We start from the raw sequence: 19,353 nt of genomic DNA, 5'->3' as shown, positions 1-19,353 counted from the left end.
CGATTTCAGTCCGCTGGAGCGCTGATGAGCGCCGAGAGCCTGGCGGAGGCCTCGTTCAGCAGGCCGACATGGCCGATCGCCTCGTCGAGCGAGAGCCGCTGCAACGGGGCGTGGAAGGAGAGCGAGGAGACAAGGCGGCCGAAGCTGTCGCGGATCGGAACCGCGACGGCGATCATGCCGTCCATGAATTCCTCGTTGTCGGTGGAATAGCCGTTTTTGCGGATGCGCTTGATCTCGGCCATCACCGCCTCGGGCGATGTCATGGTGTTGGCCGCGCGCGGGCTGAGTTCGGCCGCGTTCAGATAGCCGTTGAGATGCTTGTCATCGAGCGAACTCAGGTAGATCTTGCCGGCGGATGTGCAGTAGAACGGCACCCGCGTGCCCACGGGAAGCTGGATCCTCAGCGGCCATTTGGTCTCGACGCGCTCGAGATAGATCATCGCGTCGCGGTCGGGCAGCGAGATGTTGCAGGTCTCGTTGATCTGTTCGGCGAGCGCCGTCAGGATCGCCTGACGGGCGGTGCGGATCCTCAGCGACGACATGATGCCCGCCGACATGATCCTGAGGCGGCTGCCGGGCGAATAGCCGCGGCCGTCGATCTCGCGCTGGATGAAGCCCTCGGCCTCGAGCGTCGAAAACAGCCGGTGGATCGTCGGCTTCGGCAGGCCGAGCGTCTGATTGACTTCCGTTGGCGTGACCGGCGCTCCCGCTTCGGCGAGCGCCTCGAGCACCATCAGCAGGCGAAGGTTTGTCGGTATCTGGCCGGTCTGATCATCCACTGGTAATGCTGCCGTTCACTTTGGTCGGTTTCGAATATGGCAATGGCGATCGCGCCGCCACTATCGGACTTTTACCGGTTCGGCAGTAGCATCGTCGAGAGCGAAGGCACAAGCGCCACCAGTATCCACACCGCGACAAGCGCAATGATATAGGGGTAGATATAACGGAGTATCCTGAAATAGGACACGCCGGTAACGCCCGCGGCGACGTAAAGGTTCAGCCCGTAGGGCGGCGTGATGAAGCCGATCGAGGCGCCGACCAGGAAGATCACCGCGAACTGGATCGGGTCAACGCCGATCGAGGCCGCGATCGGGGCGAGGATCGGCGCCATGATGATCGTGGTCGGCAGGCTTTCGAGCACCATGCCGGTGATGAAGACGATCCCCATCGCCGTGAACAGCACCGGATAATAGCCGCCCATGGAGCGCACGAAACCGCCGATCGCGTCTTCGGCCCCCATCACCGAAAGAATTTGCTGCATGACCACGGAGATCGCGATCAGCGGCGCCAGAATGCCGGTGATCTGCGCCGAGCGCAGCGTGATCGACGGAACGTCGAGCGGGCTGAAGCCGCGCACCACCAGCATCTCGCCGTAGCTGCGTTCGCTTGGCGGACGGTCCTCGCTGGGCGAGCCCATCAGGCGGTGAAGCGGCAGGCTGATGAAGCCGACGATGACGCAGAAGCCGACCGTGACAGCGGCGGCCTCTGTCGGAGAGAACTTGCCGGTGTAGATGCCCCACAGCACGATGCCGATGGCAAAGAAGCCGAGCCACGAGCCGATCGCGGTCTTGAGTACCCGCGAAGGCTGAAGCCGGATCAGATGGCCCCATCCGTTGATCGAGCAGATGACCCAGCAGAACAGCATCATCGAAAAGCCCATCAGCAGGCCGGGAATGATGCCGGCGACGAACAGTTCGGAGATCGGCAGGTTCATCAGGAAGCCGTAGACGATGAAGATGATCGACGGCGGAATGATGATGCCGAGCGTGCCGCCGGCGGCAGCCGTTGCCGCCGAGAAGCGCTCGTCATAGCCGCCCTTCTTCATTTCCGGATGCAGCATCGAGCCGATCGTGGCGGTGGTCGCCGAATTGGAGCCGGAGATCGCGGCAAACAGGCCGCAGGCGCCGATCGCGGCCATGGCCAGGCCGCCGCGCAGCCAGCCGAGGCACGAATAGGCGAAATCCGACATGCGGCGCGCAATGCCGGACTGGTTGATCAGGTCGCCGGTCAGGATGAACAGCGGCATGGCGAGCAGCGCGAAGCCATCGGTGAAGACGTCGGAAAGCGCGGAGCCGAGATTGTCGAGCGGCAGGCCGAGCAGCAGGCTCATGCCGATGACCCACATGCCGATGACCAGCAGAACGGGGACGCCGAGCAGGAAAACCGCTGTGGCGCCGAGAGAGATGAGGGTGACCCAGAGAGAATCGGACATGAAATGCTCCTCAGTCGCCGAATTGGGCGGAGGCGGCGATCAGCGGCGCGCCGGTCCGGTAATTCTGATAGTCGATCGCCAGATTCTCGAAGGCCCGACCGGCCATCAGCAGGAAGCTGACCGGCACGGAGGTCAGAAGCCACCATTGCAGCACGTTATCGGTGCCAAGCAGGATCTGGAAGTTGGCGGCCGCATTGAACACCACCCGCGTCGAGGTGACGATCACCACCCAGGAAAACACCACCCAGAGCGCGGCATCGAGCATGAGGCAGGCGAATTGTCCGGCGCGCGGAAGCATGCCGCGAAACTCGGCGAAGCTCAGATGGTTACGGAATTTCATATTATAGGAGCAGCCGGCCCAGGTCATGAAAAGGAACAGGAATGGCGGCAGCGTGGTCGACCATGGCTCCTGAACGGAGAACACGAAACGTCTGACGACTTCGACGGCGAGGATCGTGGCGATCAGGAGATAGGACCAGATCATCACACTCTTTTCGAGATGTCTTTCGAGGAACGGCAGGCGGGCATAGATGAACGCCACCAGCAGGCCGCCCACAATCGTCACAACCAGACCGACGAGCCATGCGCCATCGGATCGCATTGCGTCACTTATCGTCCATGAATCCCAGCTTCCGATCGACGCGACGATCGACCAGGCGCCGCCAAACAACGAATCCAACGTCATTCTCCTCCCCAAACCGAACTGATCGGTATTATTGTCGACAGCCGGCATCTCTCCTCGAAACGCCGGCTGCAGATTCTATATCACCGGAAGCGGATCAGCTCTTCCACCAGCGGCGCGGCTCGACGTTTTCCGGCCGCATGTCTGCCGGGACTTCGCGCGCGATGGCGCTGATCTCGGTATAGGTGTCGATCCCGCCGGCCCAGTTGTTGAGGCGCTCGCGCCACTGTGCCCAGGGCTCCGGATTGTATTCCGGCGAGCACATTTCTTCCGCCATCTTGATCTGGTCGTCGGCGAGGAAGGCCGGACGGACATTGTTGTCGGCGAATATCGTATTGGGAAGCTGCGGATCGGAGAAACCGACCGTGTTCAGCAGAGCCGCCTCGTTGGCGCCCTGGATCAGCACCTGCGTCAGGTAGGACGATTCCATCACGGCGTCCTGCACTTCCGGCTCGAAGCTGTCGAACACCTTGGCGTTCATCGAGGTATGCTCGGTGCCGCAGAAGAATTTCAGGTCCACGGATTGCGAGACCACCGGCGCCATGTTGGCGTAGGCCACGGCCGATGCCCAGGTTTCGGCGCCGTCGATCAGGCCCTGCTTCAGGCCGTCCAGCGTTTCTTCCCATGCGATCGGAACCGGATTGAGGTTCAGAAGCTGCATGGCGATACGGCCGAGCTGGGTGCCGGTCACGCGGTTCTTGGTGCCGAACAGTTCGTCGAGCCTGGTGATCGTCGGCTTGTCGGAATATTTCAGGCCGAGCTGGATGCCGCGCAGTTCGCAATGCGTGAACAGGAACTTCAGTCCATGGCGCTTTTCCAGCGGATCGCGCAGGATGCGCTGCGACTCGGGGCTATAGAAGAAGTGATACTGTGACGCCCGGCCCGGGAACATATAGGCATAGTCCAGCACGTTCAGATAAGGCGCGCCGCCGGCCGAGTTTTGGGTCGAGGCGGTGTACATGTCGACGATGCCGAGCTGGGTCTTCTCGACGCAGTTGAGCTGGCCGCAGATCTGGTTGTCGCCGATGAACTCGACCCGGACCAGGCCGTTGGTGCGCTCCTCGAGATCGCGGGCGAATTCGAGGCAGCCGACGCGCTCGATCAGCGTGTTCTGGGCGTTGAAGCCGGACGCGCCGTATTTCAGCGTGTATTTCGGCTCATTGCCGAAGCGCTTTTCATATGTGGATTCAACGGCTTTTGCCAGGCTCGGCAGGGTGATGACACCCGCCATCGAGCTTGCCGCAAGCAGCGTCGAGCTCAGTCCGAAACGTCCCGATAATTTGAAAAGATCGCGGCGCGATATGCCACGCAGTTTCTCGTCCAGTGTCGTCATTTTCTTCCCTCCCTATGAAAAAATGAGACTTGCGGTATCGAAATCAATCATATATCGAATGCCCTTGCAAGATACTTTCGTCGCTTCGGCGGCAAATTCAGGGCTTGAGGGGGGCTGATGGAGCGGCTGGAAGCAGATTATGTGATCGTCGGCGCGGGTTCCGCCGGCTGCGTCATCGCCAACAGGCTGAGCGCCGACCCCGATGTCAGCGTCGTGTTGCTGGAGGCGGGCCCTGCCGATCGCAATCCCTGGATCCACATCCCCGTCGGCTATTTCAAGATGATGCACAATCCGACGGTCGACTGGTGCTACAAGACCGAGCCCGATCCCGGACTTAACGGCCGTTCGCTCGACTGGCCGCGCGGCAAGGTGCTCGGCGGCTCATCCTCGCTCAACGGCCTGCTTTATGTGCGCGGACAGCAACAGGATTATGACCGCTGGGCGCAGATGGGCAATCGCGGCTGGAGCTGGGAAGATGTGCTGCCGCTGTTCAAGCGCTCGGAGAACCAGGAGCGCGGAGCCGACCAGTTTCATGGCACCGAGGGCGAACTGTCGGTCTCGAACATGCGGCTGCAACGCCCGATCTGCGATGCCTGGGTGGCGGCCGCCAACGAGGCGGGCTACCCGTTCAATCCGGATTACAACGGCGAGACCCAGGAGGGCGTCGGCTATTTTCAGCTCACCGCCCGCAAGGGCAGGCGCTGCAGCGCCGCCGTCGCCTTCCTCAATCCGGTCAAGAAACGCCCCAACCTGAAGATCGTCACCGGCGCGCTGGTGAAGAAGGTTGTTATCGAAAATGGCCGCGCCACCGGCGTGAGCTATCTGGCGAACGGCAACCGGGACGCATTGGTGACCTGCCGGCGCGAGGTGATCCTGTCCACCGGCACGATCAACTCGCCGCAACTGCTGATGCTCTCCGGCATCGGCGACGGCGCGCGGCTGAAGGATAACGGCATCGAGGTCGTCCATCACGCGCCGGATGTCGGGCGCAACCTGCAGGATCATCTTCAGGCTCGTCTAGTGTTCAAATGCAACGAGCCGACGCTGAATGACGAGGTCCGTTCGCTGTTCAATCAGGCGCGGATCGCGCTGAAATACGCGATGTTCCGCGCCGGCCCCATGGCGATGGCGGCAAGCCTCGCCACCGGCTTCATGCGCACCGGCGACCATGTGGAAACCCCGGATATCCAGTTTCATGTCCAGCCATGGTCCGCCGACAATCCGGGCGAGGGCGTGCATCCGTTTTCCGCCTTCACCATGTCGGTCTGCCAGTTGCGTCCCGAAAGCCGGGGCGAGATCGTGCTCAACGGGCCGGACCCGCGCACCTATCCGAAGATCTTCCCGCATTATCTGTCGACCGAGACCGACCGGCGCACCATCGTCGAGGGCGTGAAGATCGCCCGCAAGATCGCGCGCCACGCCCCGCTCAAATCGAAGATCGCCGAGGAGTTCAGGCCCACCGCCGAGCTTGCCATGGATGACTACGAGGGTACGCTGGACTGGGCGCGCAACCATACCGCCTCGATCTATCATCCGACCGGCACGTGCCGCATGGGGCAGGACGAACGCGCGGTTGTCGACGAGCGTCTGCGGGTGCGCGGCATTGCCGGGCTTCGCGTCGCCGATTGTTCCATCATGCCGGAAATCGTCTCGGGCAACACCAATGCACCGGCCATCATGATCGGCGAGAAATGCAGCGATCTCGTGCTTGAGGATAGCCGCCGGATCGCGTGACACCGAATAGAATATCGTAGAGGAGACCACCCATGAAAATGACCACCGAAGAGGCTTTCGTCAAAGTCCTTCAGATGCACGGCATCGAGCACGCCTTCGGCATCATCGGTTCGGCGATGATGCCGATTTCCGACCTTTTCCCGCAGGCCGGTATCGAATTCTGGGACTGTGCCCATGAATGCAATGCCGGAATGATGGCCGACGGCTACAGCCGCGCGACCGGCAAGATGTCGATGGTCGTTGCCCAGAACGGGCCGGGCATCACCTCGCTGGTCACGCCGGTCAAGACCGCCTACTGGAACCATACCCCGCTTCTGGTGGTGACCCCGCAGGCCGCCAACAAGACCATCGGGCAGGGCGGCTTTCAGGAAGTCGAGCAGATGGCGTTGTTCAAGGACATGGTCGCGTATCAGGAAGAGGTGCGCGACGCGTCCCGCATCGCCGAGGTGCTGAACCGCGTGATCCTGAAGGCCAAGCGCGCCTGCGGCCCGGCGCAGATCAACATTCCGCGCGATTTCTGGACCCAGGTCATCGATATCGAACTGCCGGCGATCGTCGAATTCGAACGCCCGGCCGGCGGTGAACAGGCGATCGACCGCGCCGCGAAGCTTCTGAGCGAAGCCAAATTCCCGGTGATCCTCAATGGCGCGGGCGTCGTTCTCGGCGGCGCGATCGAGGCATCGAGGGCGCTTGCCGAACGGCTGGATGCGCCGGTCTGCGTCGGCTACCAGCACAATGACGCCTTTCCCGGCAATCATCCGCTGTTTGCCGGGCCGCTTGGCTATAATGGCTCAAAGGCGGCGATGGAGCTGATCGCCAGGGCCGATGTCGTGCTGGCGCTCGGCACCCGCCTCAACCCGTTCTCGACGCTGCCGGGCTACGGCATCGACTACTGGCCGAAGGATGCGGCGATCATTCAGGTCGATATCAATCCGGACCGGATCGGCCTCACCAAGGCTGTGAGTGTCGGCATCGTCGGCGATTCGAACAAGGTCGCCACCGGGATTCTCGACAGGCTTGCCGGCAATGCGGGTGATATCGATCGCGACGACCGCAAGGCGCTGATCGCGAAGACCAAGTCCGCCTGGGCGCAGGAACTGACCTCGCTCGATCATGAGGAGGACGATGCGGGCACCAGCTGGAACGAGCGCGCCCGCGACCGCGAACCGGAGCGGATGAGCCCGCGCATGGCATGGCGCGCGATCCAGAAGACGCTGCCCAAGGATGCGATCATCACCTCCGACATCGGCAATAACTGCGCGATCGGCAATGCCTACCCGACCTTCGAGGAGGGGCGCAAATATCTCGCCCCCGGGCTGTTCGGTCCCTGCGGTTACGGTTTCCCGGCGATCGTCGGCGCCAAGATCGGCCAGCCGGACACGCCGGTTGTCGGTTTTGCGGGCGACGGCGCCTTCGGCATCTCGATGAACGAGATGGTGTCGCTGAAGCGCGACACGTGGCCGGCGATCACGATGGTGATCTTCCGCAACTACCAGTGGGGCGCCGAAAAACGCAACACCACGCTGTGGTTCGACGATAATTTCGTGGGTACCGAACTCTCGCTCGATGTCCGCTACGCCGATATCGCGAAAGCCTGCGGCGTCGAAGGCGTGCAGGTGACATCGATGGACCAGCTTTCCGCCGAACTCGAAAAGGCTGTCGAACGCCAGATGAAGGAAAAGCAATCGACCTTCATCGAGGTGGTGCTGAACCAGGAACTCGGCGAGCCCTTCCGTCGCGACGCGATGAAGAAGCCGGTTTCGGTCGCCGGCATCAACCGGGCGGACATGCGCAAACAGGCCGTCTGACCTGACGGCGGAGCCAATGGCGGGGAGGCGAGGCCTCCTCGCCTTTATCTGTTGAAAATGAGGCCGCGATCGATCTTGCCAATCGTCCCCTAAATGCCTTTTATGGGCCTCGTCGTCCCGATCAGCGCAATCGTAATCGTAAGGTGAGAACATGAACCAGCTTGAGAAGATTTTCGCCAATGCGAAGCGCCTGAACAAGACGATCATTCTGCCGGAATCGCACGACAGGCGCGTATTGGAGGCCGCCTGCAAGGCGGCGGATATGGGGGTTGCCCGTATTATTCTGGTCGGCGCGGAAGGCGACATCGACGCGCTTTGCGCCGGGATCGGCATCGCCCGTCCCGAAGCCATCGAGGTCGTCGCCCCGGAAAGCTCGCCGCTTCTGCCCGAGCTTTCGAAGCTCTATTTCACGCTGCGCAAACACAAGGGCATCACCGAGGAGGATGCCGCCAAGGCTGCGCGCAACCCTTATGTCTTCGCGGCGCTGATGGTGAAGGCCGGGCATGCCGACGGCACGGTGTCGGGAGCCGCGTGCTCGACCGCCGATGTCGTCAGAACCGCGATCCAGGTGATCGGGGCCGCACCCGGCACCCGTTTGGTTTCCAGCTTCTTCCTGATGATGCTGGAAGGCGAGCACCATTCCAGGAAGGGCGCTTTCCTGTTTTCCGATTGCGGGTTGGTCATCGATCCGGATGCGGCGGAACTCAGCAAGATCGCGATCGCGGCGGCAGGCTCCTATACCATGCTGACCGGCGACACGCCGCGGATCGCGATGCTTTCCTTTGCCACGCGCGGCAGCGCTTCCCATCCCATGGTCGACAAGGTCGAGCAGGCCGTGAAGCTGGTGCGGCTCAACCGGCCGGATCTGCTGGTCGACGGCGCGCTGCAGTTCGATGCGGCGTTCGTGCCCGAGATCGCAAAGTCCAAGGGCGCTGCCGAACCGCTCGGCGGAGAGGCCAATATCTTCATCTTTCCCGATCTTCAGGCCGGCAATATCGGCTACAAGATCGCCCAGCGCATTGGCGGCGCGTCGGCCATCGGTCCCGTGCTTCAGGGCCTCGACAAGCCGGCAAACGACCTGTCGCGCGGTTGCTCGGCTCAGGACGTGCTCGATATGATCGCGGTGACCGCCTGCCAGGCGGGCGCGCAGGAATGAGCTGTTTTCGCGTCCGCAGGTTCGCCTGTTCCGTCGGCATGCGGTGAGGGCCAATGCCCGACCTTGCCATTTCCCTTCCGGTGTTTGCTGGCTTTGCGGCCTGTCTCGCGGCGGGCGCTTTCCTGCGCGGACTGGCCGGATTCGGCATGGCGCTGGTTGCGATGCCGTTTCTGGTGCTGCTGGTGCCGCCGGCCGACGCCGTTCTGGCGGTGCTGGTCGTGCAGATCTCGCTGACCCTGATCGATCTGCCGGAATGTATCGGCCATGCCGATCGCCGGGCCGTCGGCATGTTGACGCTTGCAGCGCTGTTCGGCACGCCGGTGGGGTTGCTGTTCATCTCCGTCGTGCCGCTCTGGCTGGCGCAGATCGTGATCGGCTCGATTACCGCCGCGGCCGCTGCGGCGCTGTTTTTCAGGTTTTCGCTCGGAGCCCGTCCGGGCCCGGTCGCGACCACGGCGGTCGGTTTTTTCGCAGGCCTGTTCAGCGGGCTTGCCGCAGCCCCCGGTCCGCCGGTCGTCGCCTATTTTCTCGCGCGCGAGGTGCCGGCGCGGGCCAAGCGGGCGTCGATGATAATCCTCTTTGCGATTCTCGCGGTTTTCGCTCTGGCGACGGCGGCGTTTGACGGCTCGCTCCACCTCCATGTCGTCCTGCTCGGGCTGTTTTCCGCGCCCCTGTGCGCGGCCGGATCGGCGCTTGGCGCGTATTTCTTCCGGCGCGGTTCTGAGGCGAGCTATCGCAACGTGGCGCTGTCGGCGATGGTCTGTTCGGCGCTTTTCGGCATTGTCCTCGGCATCTCGGCCTGGTGGCGGCTCTAAAACGCCTCGGGGCTGCTCCAGTCAGGCGAGCGCAGGTTCGCGATGCGATTCTTGAACTGAAGGGCCGTGCGGAAGGCGAAATCTGCGATACCCGAAACCGGCGCCGCCTTGCGGGCGGCGTGCTGGCTGCGGATCCTGGTGACATCGGGAATATAGCGAGCGGCTTCGTCCCGGTGGACGATCTGTGAAACCAGCGAAAAAAAGTTATAGTCCTCGATCACGCGCCGCCTGGCCTCGATGATGGCCGGCAAGCGCTTTTCGTATTCATTCGAGTCGATTGCCGCTCTTATCATCGTCACGGCTTCGGCGGGCTTGCGGATGTCGACGGGAATGACGCTTTCGGCGGGAAAGTAGTCGAAGACATTGGGCGCGCCGAAATAGAATGGCAGCGACAGGCCGAGAAACGGGTCCGAGAGTTTTTCGGTGATGTGGTGCGGCGCGACGTGGTTTTCGATCGCCAGATGGTAGCGAAACCTGTCGATAGCCTCGGCCTTGTCGTCCATATAGCGGCGGCCATGCCCGAAGACCTGAAGCTCGGGCAGGTGTCTGGCGGCATATTCCGTGAAGTCGTAGCGCAGGCGGTGAAGCGTATGGCTCTGCCGCTTGCTGGAGCAGACGGTCGCCACGGTCTCGGTCTTTTCGGGGAAGCGGTGTGCGATCTCGTCGACGGACAGAAAGTCATTGTGATCTTCGTCCATGCCATAAAACCATGTCAGCCCGGCCTGGTGCCAGATACGGCCGGGATGGCGCAGCGCAATCGGCTCCTGGCTGGTCAGGACATGACCGAACTGGCGGACAAAAGACCGGCCGTAGACCTTGACGCCGCTTGGCTCCGAGGTGACCAGCAACGTGTTTTCGGGCGGGCAGGCAAGCCGTTCCTCGGTTATGCCGGTAGACCGGGGAAGGTCGTCATAGACGACCAGCCAGTCGTAAACCCTCGCATCGGGATCGAACACGAAATCGAGGCCGTTGGCTTCGGACCAGCCTGTGGGCAATTGCCGGGTGAGTCTGGGGTTTATCGGCTGGGAACGGCTTAGAACTTTGACCTTGATCGTCATGTCAGACCACTGGATGCGAGAAGTCGTTCTATTTCCAGAAGACTTCCAGAATTTCATAGGCGCGGGCTCCACCCGGCGCATTCACCTCGATCGAATCGCCGACTTCCTTGCCGATCAGGGCGCGCGAGATCGGGGAAGAGATCGAGATACGGCCTTCCTTCACGTCAGCTTCGAGGTCGCCGACGATCTGGTAGACCTTCTTCTCCTCGGTGTCCTCGTCCACGAGCTTGACGGTCGCGCCAAAACGGACCTTGCCGCCCGACATCTTGGAGGGGTCGAATATCTCCGCGCGGGTGGTGACATCCTCAAGTTCGCCGATCCGGCCCTCATTGTAGCTCTGGGCTTCCTTGGCGGCGTGGTATTCGGCATTTTCGGAAAGGTCGCCATGGGCGCGCGCTTCCGCGATTGCCTGAATGATCCGGGGACGTTCCTCCTGCTGGCGCCAGCGCAGTTCCTCGTTGAGCTTGGCAGCCCCGATCTTCGTCATCGGTACTTTCTCGACCATATTCTTGTCCTTTGGTCTGACTTTCGACGCGGCGGAGACGGGCTCCGTCACATCCGTGCGTGTTCTTTGATTTCGTGGGGCGAACAGCCATTCACTTGGGAAGCTTCCGCCGTTCTGCAACACAAAAAGAAACAGGTTCCGAAGCGTGACCCCGGAACCAGTTTCATAGCTGGCGAAACTTATAACAGATGCGGCGGCGCGATTTCCAGACAAATCGTCAATCGGTCAGCGATGGCGGCCGTGGCCGCCTTTTTCGGGCCGGAGCGCGTCAGTGCGCTTCCACCGGGCGCGGCGGCTCCTTGCGGTAAACCCTGTTTGCGGCAAAAGACAGGGCGAGCAGGGCGATCACCGCGACCAGCGCGCAGACGGCGAAGCTTGCGCAATAGGCATCGCGCGCGGCGGCGAGCCACGGGGCATCGCTGACGCCAAGCTCGCGGGCGGCGTCTACGGCGCCGGCGAGCGTCTGGCCGGTTTCGTAGGCGGCGGTCGCAGGCAAGGCCGAAAGGTCCACCGGCTGCATGGCGAAGCGGTAGACGATTGTCGCAAGGCTTCCCAGGAGGCCGACGCCGAGAGCGCCGCCGAATTCGGCGCAGGTTTCCGACATCGCCGAGGCGACCCCGCCGCGCTCGGGCGGCGCCGAGCCGATGATCAGCCCGGTGGTCGTCAGGATGGCCGGAATGAAGCCTGCGCCGAGGATGACATTGGCGATCAGCATCCCGGCAAGGCTCTGGTAATAGGCCGAAAGGCCGATGGCCGCGGCCCCGACCGCGTTGATCGCCAGTCCTGTGACGACGGTCGGGATCGGGCCGAAGCGGTTGGTCACGCGCCAGGCCTGCAGCGACATGGCGGTGAAGAACAGGCCGGGCAGGGCGCTCCAGAGTGCTGCCTCCAGCGGGCTCATTCCCAGCACGAGCTGGAAGAACTGGGCCTGCAGCAGGAAGATCGAGAAGATAAAGAACACCACCGCCATGTTGACCAGCATCGATACCGTGAAGGCCGGCAGACGGAAGAGCTTGAGGTCGATCAACGGCTCGGCTATCCGGTTTTGCCGCCGGACAAACAGAACGCCGAAGGCAATCCCGGCGGCCACCGGCAACAGGTCGGTTGCGTGAAAGCCATGGGCCGCGATCTGCTTCAGCCCGTAGATCACCGGCAACACGGTCGCAAGCGACAGCAATACGCTTGCGATATCGAGCCGAGGGCTCTCGCCCGAACGGTATTCCGGCAGCAGAAACGGGCCGCTTGCCAGAAGCGCGAGCATGATCGGCACGTTGATCAGGAACACCGAGCCCCAGTGAAAGAAATGGAGCAGCACCCCGCCGATCAGCGGGCCGACGAGGCCGCCGAGCGCAAAGGCCGTGCCCCAGACGCCGATCGCGCGGTTGCGTTCGTTCTCGTCGCGAAACATGTTCATGATCAGCGACAGCGTCGAGGGCGCCACCGTGGCGCCGGCAATGCCGAGCAGCGCGCGGGCGAAGATCAGCATGCCCGCCGTCGGGGCCATGGCGGCGAGAATCGAGGTCACGGCGAAGGCGGCGGCCCCGATCAGCAGCAGCTTGCGCCGCCCGATCCGGTCGCCCAGACCGCCCATCGTCACCAGGAAGCCCGCGACCATGAAGCCGTAGATATCGTTCATCCACAAAATCTGCGGCGCGGTCGGTTCCAGTTCCCGCACGATCGAGGGGATGGCGAGGAACAGCACCGAAAGGTCCATTGAATAGACCAGGCAGGCGACGGACAGGACCACGAGGCCCACCCATTCGCGGCGGGTCGCCTTGACGGTTTCGGTCATGATCTATGCTCCGGATTCGACACCAGGTTTACGCGAGATATGTCCGCGTTTCCCCGAATCGCGGATGCACTCTGATACTTCGTTTTTGCGCGCGTGGGGATGGAGAACCGGTCCGCACCGGATCGGTCCGAACAAAAATTTGCGCCGGAGGTGCCTCCGGCGCAAGCGTGTTGTGATGGCGTCGCTGCTTCAGCGCTGCATCGAGACGAGACAGAAGTACGCGCCCTGCGGATCGAGAAACTGGGCGACGACCGCGCCGTCCGGCACGTCCATCGGGCCGTTGAGCAATTGCCCGCCGCCGGCCTTCACCCGTTCGATGGCGGCGTTGAGGCCGTCGACCTGGAAGTAATAGCTCCAGGCTGGAACCGGCATGCCCTCCGGCATCCGCATCATGCCGCCAAGATCGTCGCCATCGCCGGCGAAGAGGTGGTATTTGCCCATTGGCCCCATATCCATCGCCTGCGTCTGCTTCCAGCCGAACATCTTGCCGTAGAAGGTGACGGCAGCTTCGGGATCGCGGGTGTAGAGTTCGCGCCATGCCACGGTCCCGGTCGCGCCTCCCGGCGGCATTTCCGGCATTCCGCCTTCCGGCGGGATCGGCTTGAAAATACTGATCGCCGCGCCCTGCGGATCGCTCACGACCGCGAAACGGCCGACTCCCGGAATGTCATGCGGCGCCATGAGCACGCCTCCGCCCGCGTCTTTGAATTCTGCGGCCTTGGCGTCGACATCCTCGACATGGACATAGCCCATCCAGTGCGGCGGAATTTCCTGCGCGCACATGTCCTCGGTCAGTTCCATCAGGCCGCAGACATGGCTCTCATAGCCCTCGATGCCCAGAAGCGTGTAAGGCATGTCGGGATGACCTGCATCCTGGGCCTTCCAGCCGACGACATTCTTGTAAAATGCCTTCGCGGATTCGGCATCGCTCGTCATCAGATCGTACCAGACAAATTCGTTCGCCATGCGGTTTTCTCCCTGTCCTAAAAACCGGTATTGCTCGGATTTTGAGTTGATATCAACGTATAATGCCTCGGTCAACCTTGATCCGATTTCAAGTGTGCGATTTTAGCAGCCGATTATGACAATGACGGGACTGCCGCGAGCGGCATTGCCAAGACTGGGGACCCAGGCTAGATTTTGCTGCGGCGAACCTCCGCGCCGATGGCGTCGTGCGCGACGGGAGGATCGCAATCACCATGATGATGGTCCTGCACGCCCGGACGTTTGAGCGTTTTGACGAACGCTTCGAACCGGGCATGCCGGGCGCGGGCGCCTACCGCGAACACGACATTCTGGTCGTGGGCGCGGATGGAGCCGACGACAACACCGGCTTTCCCTATGTTCCCTGGCACAATATCATCAGTGCGTGATCACGGCTTGATCCGCTGAAGGTAGGCGTCGAATTTCGCCAGCGTCTGCCTTCCGCCGTCCTCGGCGCCATGTTTCAGGGTGGCGTCGCGGGCCTCACTGGTCTCGAACACCAGCGTCATCGTCATCAGCGTGCCGTCCTCGGTTTCGTCGAGGTCGATGATGCCGCGGAAATGCGCCGGCTCGCCGATCTCGCCGCCATGCTCGTAGCTGATCCGGCCGGGCGTGATCTCGTGATAGCGGATCCAGTTCGGCCAGTCCTTGCCGTCGGGGCCGTGCATTGTGTAGCGCCACAGCCCGCCGACGGAAAAATCCATCGCGTGGGTCTCGTTCACAAAACCATCCGGCCCCCACCACCGGTCGAGATGGGCGGGATCGGAAAGCGCCTCGAAGACAAGCGCGCGCGGCGCCTTCAACAGGCGTTCGAAGCGGAAGATTTTCGCGGGATCGAGCTCAGCGGACATCGGTGGTTTCCTCCTGAAGAAAGTTGTCGAGACGTTCGAGGTTCTGGTCGTTGGCCGCCTTGAGGAAATGCGCGATTGCCTGGTTCTCCTCGGTCGGCTCGAACTCCATCACCCAGACGAGGCGGCTTCCGCCGGCATGGTCGTCAAACCGCATTTCCAGCACGAAATCATGCATCGGCAGATGATGGCGGGTGCGGATCAAGCGATCGTCCTCGATCGCCAGAAACGTCCAGTGGTTGTCGAATGCGTTGCCGTTTGATGCGGTCATGACGATCCGCCAGTTTCCGCCGGGACGGAAGTCGAAGGCGGTGATCCGGTTTTCAAAACCGTGTGGTCCCCACCAGCGCGCGAGCCTTGCCGGGTCGGCCACGGCGGAAAAGAGGGCGTCGCGATCCTGGAGAAATGTCCGCTCGTTGCGGATTTGGAGGGGGTTCGAAGATTCGGTCATGGCTTGTCCTTCTGCTGCAGGGTGGCCAGATAATCTTCCAGCCGGTCGAGCCGGTTTTCCCAGAGCAGGCGATAATCCGCGAGCCAGCCATCGACCGCCTGTAGCGCTTCCGGCTCGATCCGGCAGGGCCGCGTCTGGGCCTCGCGGCTGCGGGAAATCAGCCCGGCGCGCTCCAGCACCTTCAGGTGCTTGGACACCGCCGGCAGCGACATCGCAAACGGCTCGGCCAGTTCATTCACCGTCGCCTCACCCGCCGACAGCCGGGCAAGGATTGCACGGCGGGTCGGGTCGGCGAGCGCGGACAGGGTTTGAGACAACGGATCGGACATGGTTGTTATCCATTCGGTTAATTAACCTAACGGATAAATAAAAGAGAAAACCGTTTCCGTCAAGCCAAAAAAAAAGGGCCGGCGTTGAGCCTGCCCCGGTCTTCGTTCGAAAGTGTCGGGCCTCAGAAATAGTCCTGCAGCGGGCGCACTTCGAGCTGGCCCTGTTTCAACGCCTTGATCGCCATCGCCGCAGCCATCGAGCCGGCCATGGTGGTGTAGTAGGGCACCTTCTGGGTCAGTGCCGCGCGGCGGAGCGACTTCGAATCCGAGATCGTCTTGCCGGTGCTGGTGGTGTTGAACACGAGCTGGACCTGGCGGTTGCGGATCGCGTCCTCGATATGCGGACGGCCCTCGCGCACCTTGTTGATCTTGGTGGCGGAAATGCCGCTCTGTTCGAGGAAGTCACGGGTGCCGCCGGTTGCCATCACCGAAAAACCCTGTTCCACCAGAAGCTTGACCGCGGGCAGCACCCGCTCCTTATCCTCCGGCTTGACCGAGACAAAGACGCAGCCCTCGCGCGGCAGGTCGACGCTGGCGCCAAGCTGCGACTTGGCAAACGCGATCGCGAAATCCCTGTCGAGGCCGATGACCTCGCCCGTCGAGCGCATTTCCGGGCCGAGCAGCGTGTCGACGCCGGGGAAGCGGGCGAACGGGAAAACGGCTTCCTTGACCGCGACGTGGTTCAGCTTGCGCGGGTTCGGCCGGTCACCATAAGAGGCAATCACGTCGTTGAGCTTCTCGCCGGCCATCACCCGGGCGGCGATCTTGGCGATCGGCGTGCCGATGGTCTTGGCCACGAACGGCACGGTGCGCGAGGCGCGCGGATTGACCTCGAGGATGTAGATCGTGCCGTCCTTGATGGCGAACTGCACGTTCATCAGGCCCTTGACGTTGAGCGCCAGCGCCAGCGCGCGGGACTGCTCCTCAAGCTCGTCCAGCGTTTCCGGCGAAAGCGAATGCGGCGGCAGCGAGCAGGCGCTGTCGCCCGAATGGATGCCGGCCTCCTCGATATGTTCCATGATGCCGGCGATGAACACGTCGGTGCCGTCGCAAAGGCAGTCGACGTCAACTTCGATGGCGTTGGTCAGGTAGCTGTCGAACAGCAGCGGGTTCTTGCCGAGCATGGTGTTGATCTGCCCGGTCTTGTCGTTCGGATAGCGCTGCTTGATATCCTCGGTGACCAGTTCCGGCACCACTTCCAGCAGGTAATGCGACAGTCCCGCTTCGTTGTGAACGATTTCCATCGCGCGGCCGCCGAGAACGTAGGACGGGCGTACCACCAGCGGGTAACCGATTTCGGCGGCGACGAGACGCGCCTGTTCCACCGAATAGGCGATGCCGTTGTTGGGCTGGTTGAGATCCAGCTTGACCAGCAGTTTCTGGAACCGGTCGCGGTCCTCGGCAAGGTCGATCATGTCCGGCGCGGTGCCGAGGATCGGAATGCCGTTCTTTTCCAGCGCTTCCGCGAGTTTCAGAGGCGTCTGGCCGCCGAACTGGACGATGGCGCCGACAAGCGTGCCGTTTTCCTGTTCGGCGCGCATGATCTCGATCACGTCTTCCGCCGTCAGCGGCTCGAAATAGAGCCGGTCGGAGGTGTCGTAATCGGTCGAAACGGTCTCCGGGTTGCAGTTGATCATGATCGCTTCATAGCCGGCCTCGTTCAGCGCGAACGCGGCGTGGCAGCAGCAGTAATCGAATTCGATGCCCTGGCCGATACGGTTCGGCCCGCCGCCGAGAATCACCACCTTCTTGCGGTCGGAAACGCCGGCCTCGGAACGGGTCGCGCCATCGAAGGGCGTTTCGTAGGTCGAGTACATGTAGGCGGTGGGGGATGCGAACTCGGCCGCGCAGGTGTCGATGCGCTTGTAGACCGGGCGCACGCCGAGCTTGTTGCGGAGCTGGGCGACTTCCTTCGGCCGGCCGTGGGTGAGGCTGGCGAGCCGCTGGTCGGAAAAGCCCATGGCCTTCAGCATGCGCATGTTTTCGGCGTCCTGCGGCAGGCCGTGCTCGCGCACGCGCTCTTCCATGTCGACGATCGACTTCAGTTGCTCCAGGAACCAAGGATCGATGCGGCAATGCTCGTGGATTTCCTCAAGACTGAGGCCGAGCCGCATCGCCTGCGCGACCATGCGCAGCCGGTCCGGCGTGGGGGTGCCGATCGCGGCGCGGATCGCGTTGCGGGGCTCGCCGTTGTCGATGCCGGGGATCTCGATTTCGTCGAGGCCGGTCAGCCCGCGTTCCAGCCCGCGCAGTGCCTTCTGCAGCGATTCGGGGAAGGTGCGGCCGATCGCCATCACCTCGCCGACGGATTTCATCGCGGTCGTCAGCGTGTTTTCGGCGCCGGGGAATTTTTCAAAGGCAAAGCGCGGGATCTTGGTGACGACATAGTCGATCGAGGGCTCGAACGAGGCCGGAGTCGCGCCGCCGGTGATGTCGTTTTCAAGCTCGTCCAGCGTGTAGCCGATCGCAAGCTTGGCCGCGATCTTGGCGATCGGGAAACCCGTGGCCTTCGAGGCAAGCGCCGAGGAGCGCGACACGCGCGGGTTCATTTCGATCACGACGAGGCGGCCATCGACCGGATTGACGGCGAACTGCACGTTCGAGCCGCCGGTCTCGACCCCGATCTCGCGCAGCACCGCGATCGAGGCGTTGCGCATGATCTGGTATTCCTTGTCGGTCAGCGTCAGCGCCGGCGCGACGGTGATCGAATCGCCGGTGTGCACGCCCATCGGATCTACGTTCTCGATCGAGCAGATGATGATGCAGTTGTCCGCCTTGTCGCGGACCACCTCCATTTCATATTCCTTCCAGCCGAGCACGGATTCCTCGATCAGCACCTCGGTGGTCGGCGAGGCGTCAAGGCCGGAGCCGACGATCTCGAAGAATTCGGAGCGGTTGTAGGCGATGCCGCCGCCGGTGCCGCCGAGCGTGAAGGACGGCCGGATGATCGCGGGCAGGCCGATGGTGTCGAGCGCCTGCGCGGCAATCGCCATCGCATGCGACATGTAGCGCTGCTTGCGGTCGGTATTGCCGAGGTTCCAGTGGTTTTCGAGTTCATCGAGAGCCGTGTCCAGCGCATCGCCCGCGAGCGTCTTCTTCAGTTCGGCGCGCTTGGCCTCGTGCTCCTGGCGATGCTGGTCCTTGATCTCGGTGGCGTTGGCGAGCATCGACTTCGGCGTTTCGAGCCCGATCCTGGCCATCGCCTCGCGGAACAGCGCCCGGTCCTCGGCCTTGTCGATCGCGTCCGGCTTGGCGCCGATCATCTCGACATTGTAGCGCTCGAGAACGCCCATCCGGCGCAGCGACAGCGCGGTGTTGAGCGCGGTCTGGCCGCCCATGGTCGGCAGCAGCGCGTCGGGGCGCTCCTTGGCGATGATCTTGGCCACGACTTCGGGGGTGATCGGCTCGACATAGGTTGCGTCCGCAAGCTCCGGATCGGTCATGATCGTTGCCGGGTTTGAATTCACCAGAATGACCCGGTAGCCCTCTTCCTTCAGCGCCTTGCAAGCCTGTGCGCCGGAATAGTCGAACTCGCAGGCCTGGCCGATGACGATCGGCCCCGCGCCGATGATGAGGATGGATTTGAGGTCTTGGCGCTTGGGCATGGGCTTTATCCGTCGTTTCTTCTTATCATCCCTGCGTCAAA

The 19,353-nt window shown here is 62.6% G+C and carries 16 protein-coding genes and 1 pseudogene; 5 read left to right on the top strand and 12 right to left on the bottom strand.

Features of this window, described 5'->3' with window-relative positions; translation table 11 throughout:
• Positions 1-5: 5 nt before the first annotated feature.
• From HQ843_RS21510 to HQ843_RS21495, 4 genes are all read right to left on the bottom strand, one after another.
• Entirely contained in the window at positions 6-779 is a 774-nt protein-coding gene (locus HQ843_RS21510; RefSeq protein ID WP_180901275.1) for an IclR family transcriptional regulator, read from the bottom strand.
• Between the two features lie 71 nt (positions 780-850).
• Entirely contained in the window at positions 851-2,212 is a 1,362-nt protein-coding gene (locus HQ843_RS21505; RefSeq protein ID WP_180901276.1) for a TRAP transporter large permease, read from the bottom strand.
• A 10-nt stretch (positions 2,213-2,222) separates the two neighbouring features.
• Entirely contained in the window at positions 2,223-2,897 is a 675-nt protein-coding gene (locus HQ843_RS21500) for a TRAP transporter small permease (RefSeq protein ID WP_180901277.1), read from the bottom strand.
• Between the two features lie 94 nt (positions 2,898-2,991).
• Positions 2,992-4,227 (bottom strand): TRAP transporter substrate-binding protein, encoded by a 1,236-nt coding sequence (locus HQ843_RS21495; protein ID WP_180901278.1) that lies wholly within the window; start codon positions 4,225-4,227, stop codon positions 2,992-2,994.
• Between the two features lie 117 nt (positions 4,228-4,344).
• Here HQ843_RS21495 and HQ843_RS21490 point away from each other — a divergent pair, with 117 nt between their 5' ends.
• From HQ843_RS21490 to HQ843_RS21475, 4 genes are all read left to right on the top strand, one after another.
• Positions 4,345-5,961: a GMC family oxidoreductase gene (locus tag HQ843_RS21490; RefSeq protein ID WP_180901279.1), complete on the top strand. Its 1,617-nt coding sequence runs from the start codon at positions 4,345-4,347 to the stop codon at positions 5,959-5,961.
• A 32-nt stretch (positions 5,962-5,993) separates the two neighbouring features.
• Positions 5,994-7,769, top strand: coding sequence for a sulfoacetaldehyde acetyltransferase (xsc, locus tag HQ843_RS21485; protein ID WP_180901280.1), 1,776 nt, complete (start codon positions 5,994-5,996; stop codon positions 7,767-7,769).
• Between the two features lie 151 nt (positions 7,770-7,920).
• A complete protein-coding gene (gene pta / locus HQ843_RS21480) occupies positions 7,921-8,925 on the top strand; it encodes a phosphate acetyltransferase (RefSeq protein ID WP_180901281.1) in 1,005 nt (334 codons plus the stop codon).
• A gap of 53 nt (positions 8,926-8,978) precedes the next feature.
• Positions 8,979-9,740 carry a sulfite exporter TauE/SafE family protein gene (locus HQ843_RS21475; protein WP_180901282.1) on the top strand — a complete coding sequence of 254 codons (762 nt, stop codon included), beginning with the start codon at positions 8,979-8,981 and terminating at the stop codon, positions 9,738-9,740.
• On the opposite strand, the gene HQ843_RS21470 is transcribed toward HQ843_RS21475, so the two are convergent.
• The 4 genes from HQ843_RS21470 to HQ843_RS21455 all read right to left on the bottom strand — a co-directional run bounded on the left by HQ843_RS21470 (position 9,737) and on the right by HQ843_RS21455 (position 14,061).
• Entirely contained in the window at positions 9,737-10,798 is a 1,062-nt protein-coding gene (locus HQ843_RS21470; protein ID WP_246710187.1) for a glycosyltransferase family 10 domain-containing protein, read from the bottom strand. The genes HQ843_RS21475 and HQ843_RS21470 overlap by 4 nt on opposite strands.
• A gap of 28 nt (positions 10,799-10,826) precedes the next feature.
• Entirely contained in the window at positions 10,827-11,303 is a 477-nt protein-coding gene (gene greA, locus HQ843_RS21465) for a transcription elongation factor GreA (RefSeq protein WP_180901283.1), read from the bottom strand.
• A 268-nt stretch (positions 11,304-11,571) separates the two neighbouring features.
• Complete coding sequence (locus tag HQ843_RS21460; RefSeq protein ID WP_180903314.1) at positions 11,572-13,095, bottom strand: MFS transporter; 1,524 nt, start codon at positions 13,093-13,095, stop codon at positions 11,572-11,574.
• A gap of 189 nt (positions 13,096-13,284) precedes the next feature.
• Complete coding sequence (locus tag HQ843_RS21455) at positions 13,285-14,061, bottom strand: VOC family protein (RefSeq protein ID WP_180901284.1); 777 nt, start codon at positions 14,059-14,061, stop codon at positions 13,285-13,287.
• 290 nt (positions 14,062-14,351) lie between these two features.
• Here HQ843_RS21455 and HQ843_RS21450 point away from each other — a divergent pair.
• A pseudogene (locus HQ843_RS21450) lies at positions 14,352-14,468 on the top strand (creatininase); the annotation flags it as partial.
• On the opposite strand, the gene HQ843_RS21445 reads toward HQ843_RS21450, so the two are convergent.
• The 4 genes from HQ843_RS21445 to carB form a co-directional block, all read right to left on the bottom strand.
• On the bottom strand, positions 14,469-14,930 hold the full coding sequence (locus HQ843_RS21445; protein ID WP_180901285.1) for an SRPBCC domain-containing protein: 462 nt from the start codon (positions 14,928-14,930) through the stop codon (positions 14,469-14,471).
• On the bottom strand, positions 14,920-15,378 hold the full coding sequence (locus tag HQ843_RS21440) for an SRPBCC domain-containing protein (protein WP_180901286.1): 459 nt from the start codon (positions 15,376-15,378) through the stop codon (positions 14,920-14,922). Before HQ843_RS21440 ends, HQ843_RS21445 begins: the two co-directional genes overlap by 11 nt.
• Complete coding sequence (locus tag HQ843_RS21435; RefSeq protein ID WP_180901287.1) at positions 15,375-15,707, bottom strand: ArsR/SmtB family transcription factor; 333 nt, start codon at positions 15,705-15,707, stop codon at positions 15,375-15,377. The genes HQ843_RS21440 and HQ843_RS21435 overlap by 4 nt, the downstream gene beginning before the upstream one ends.
• Positions 15,708-15,829: 122 nt before the next feature.
• On the bottom strand, positions 15,830-19,312 hold the full coding sequence (gene carB / locus HQ843_RS21430) for a carbamoyl-phosphate synthase large subunit (protein ID WP_180903312.1): 3,483 nt from the start codon (positions 19,310-19,312) through the stop codon (positions 15,830-15,832).
• Positions 19,313-19,353 lie beyond the last annotated feature (41 nt).

Origin of the sequence: Martelella sp. NC20 (genome assembly GCF_013459645.1) — a bacterium.
In the GTDB taxonomy this organism is placed as follows: Bacteria; Pseudomonadota; Alphaproteobacteria; order Rhizobiales; family Rhizobiaceae; genus Martelella.
Note: the sequence above shows the minus strand (reverse complement) of the source record. Positions and strands in the feature narration are given on the sequence as shown.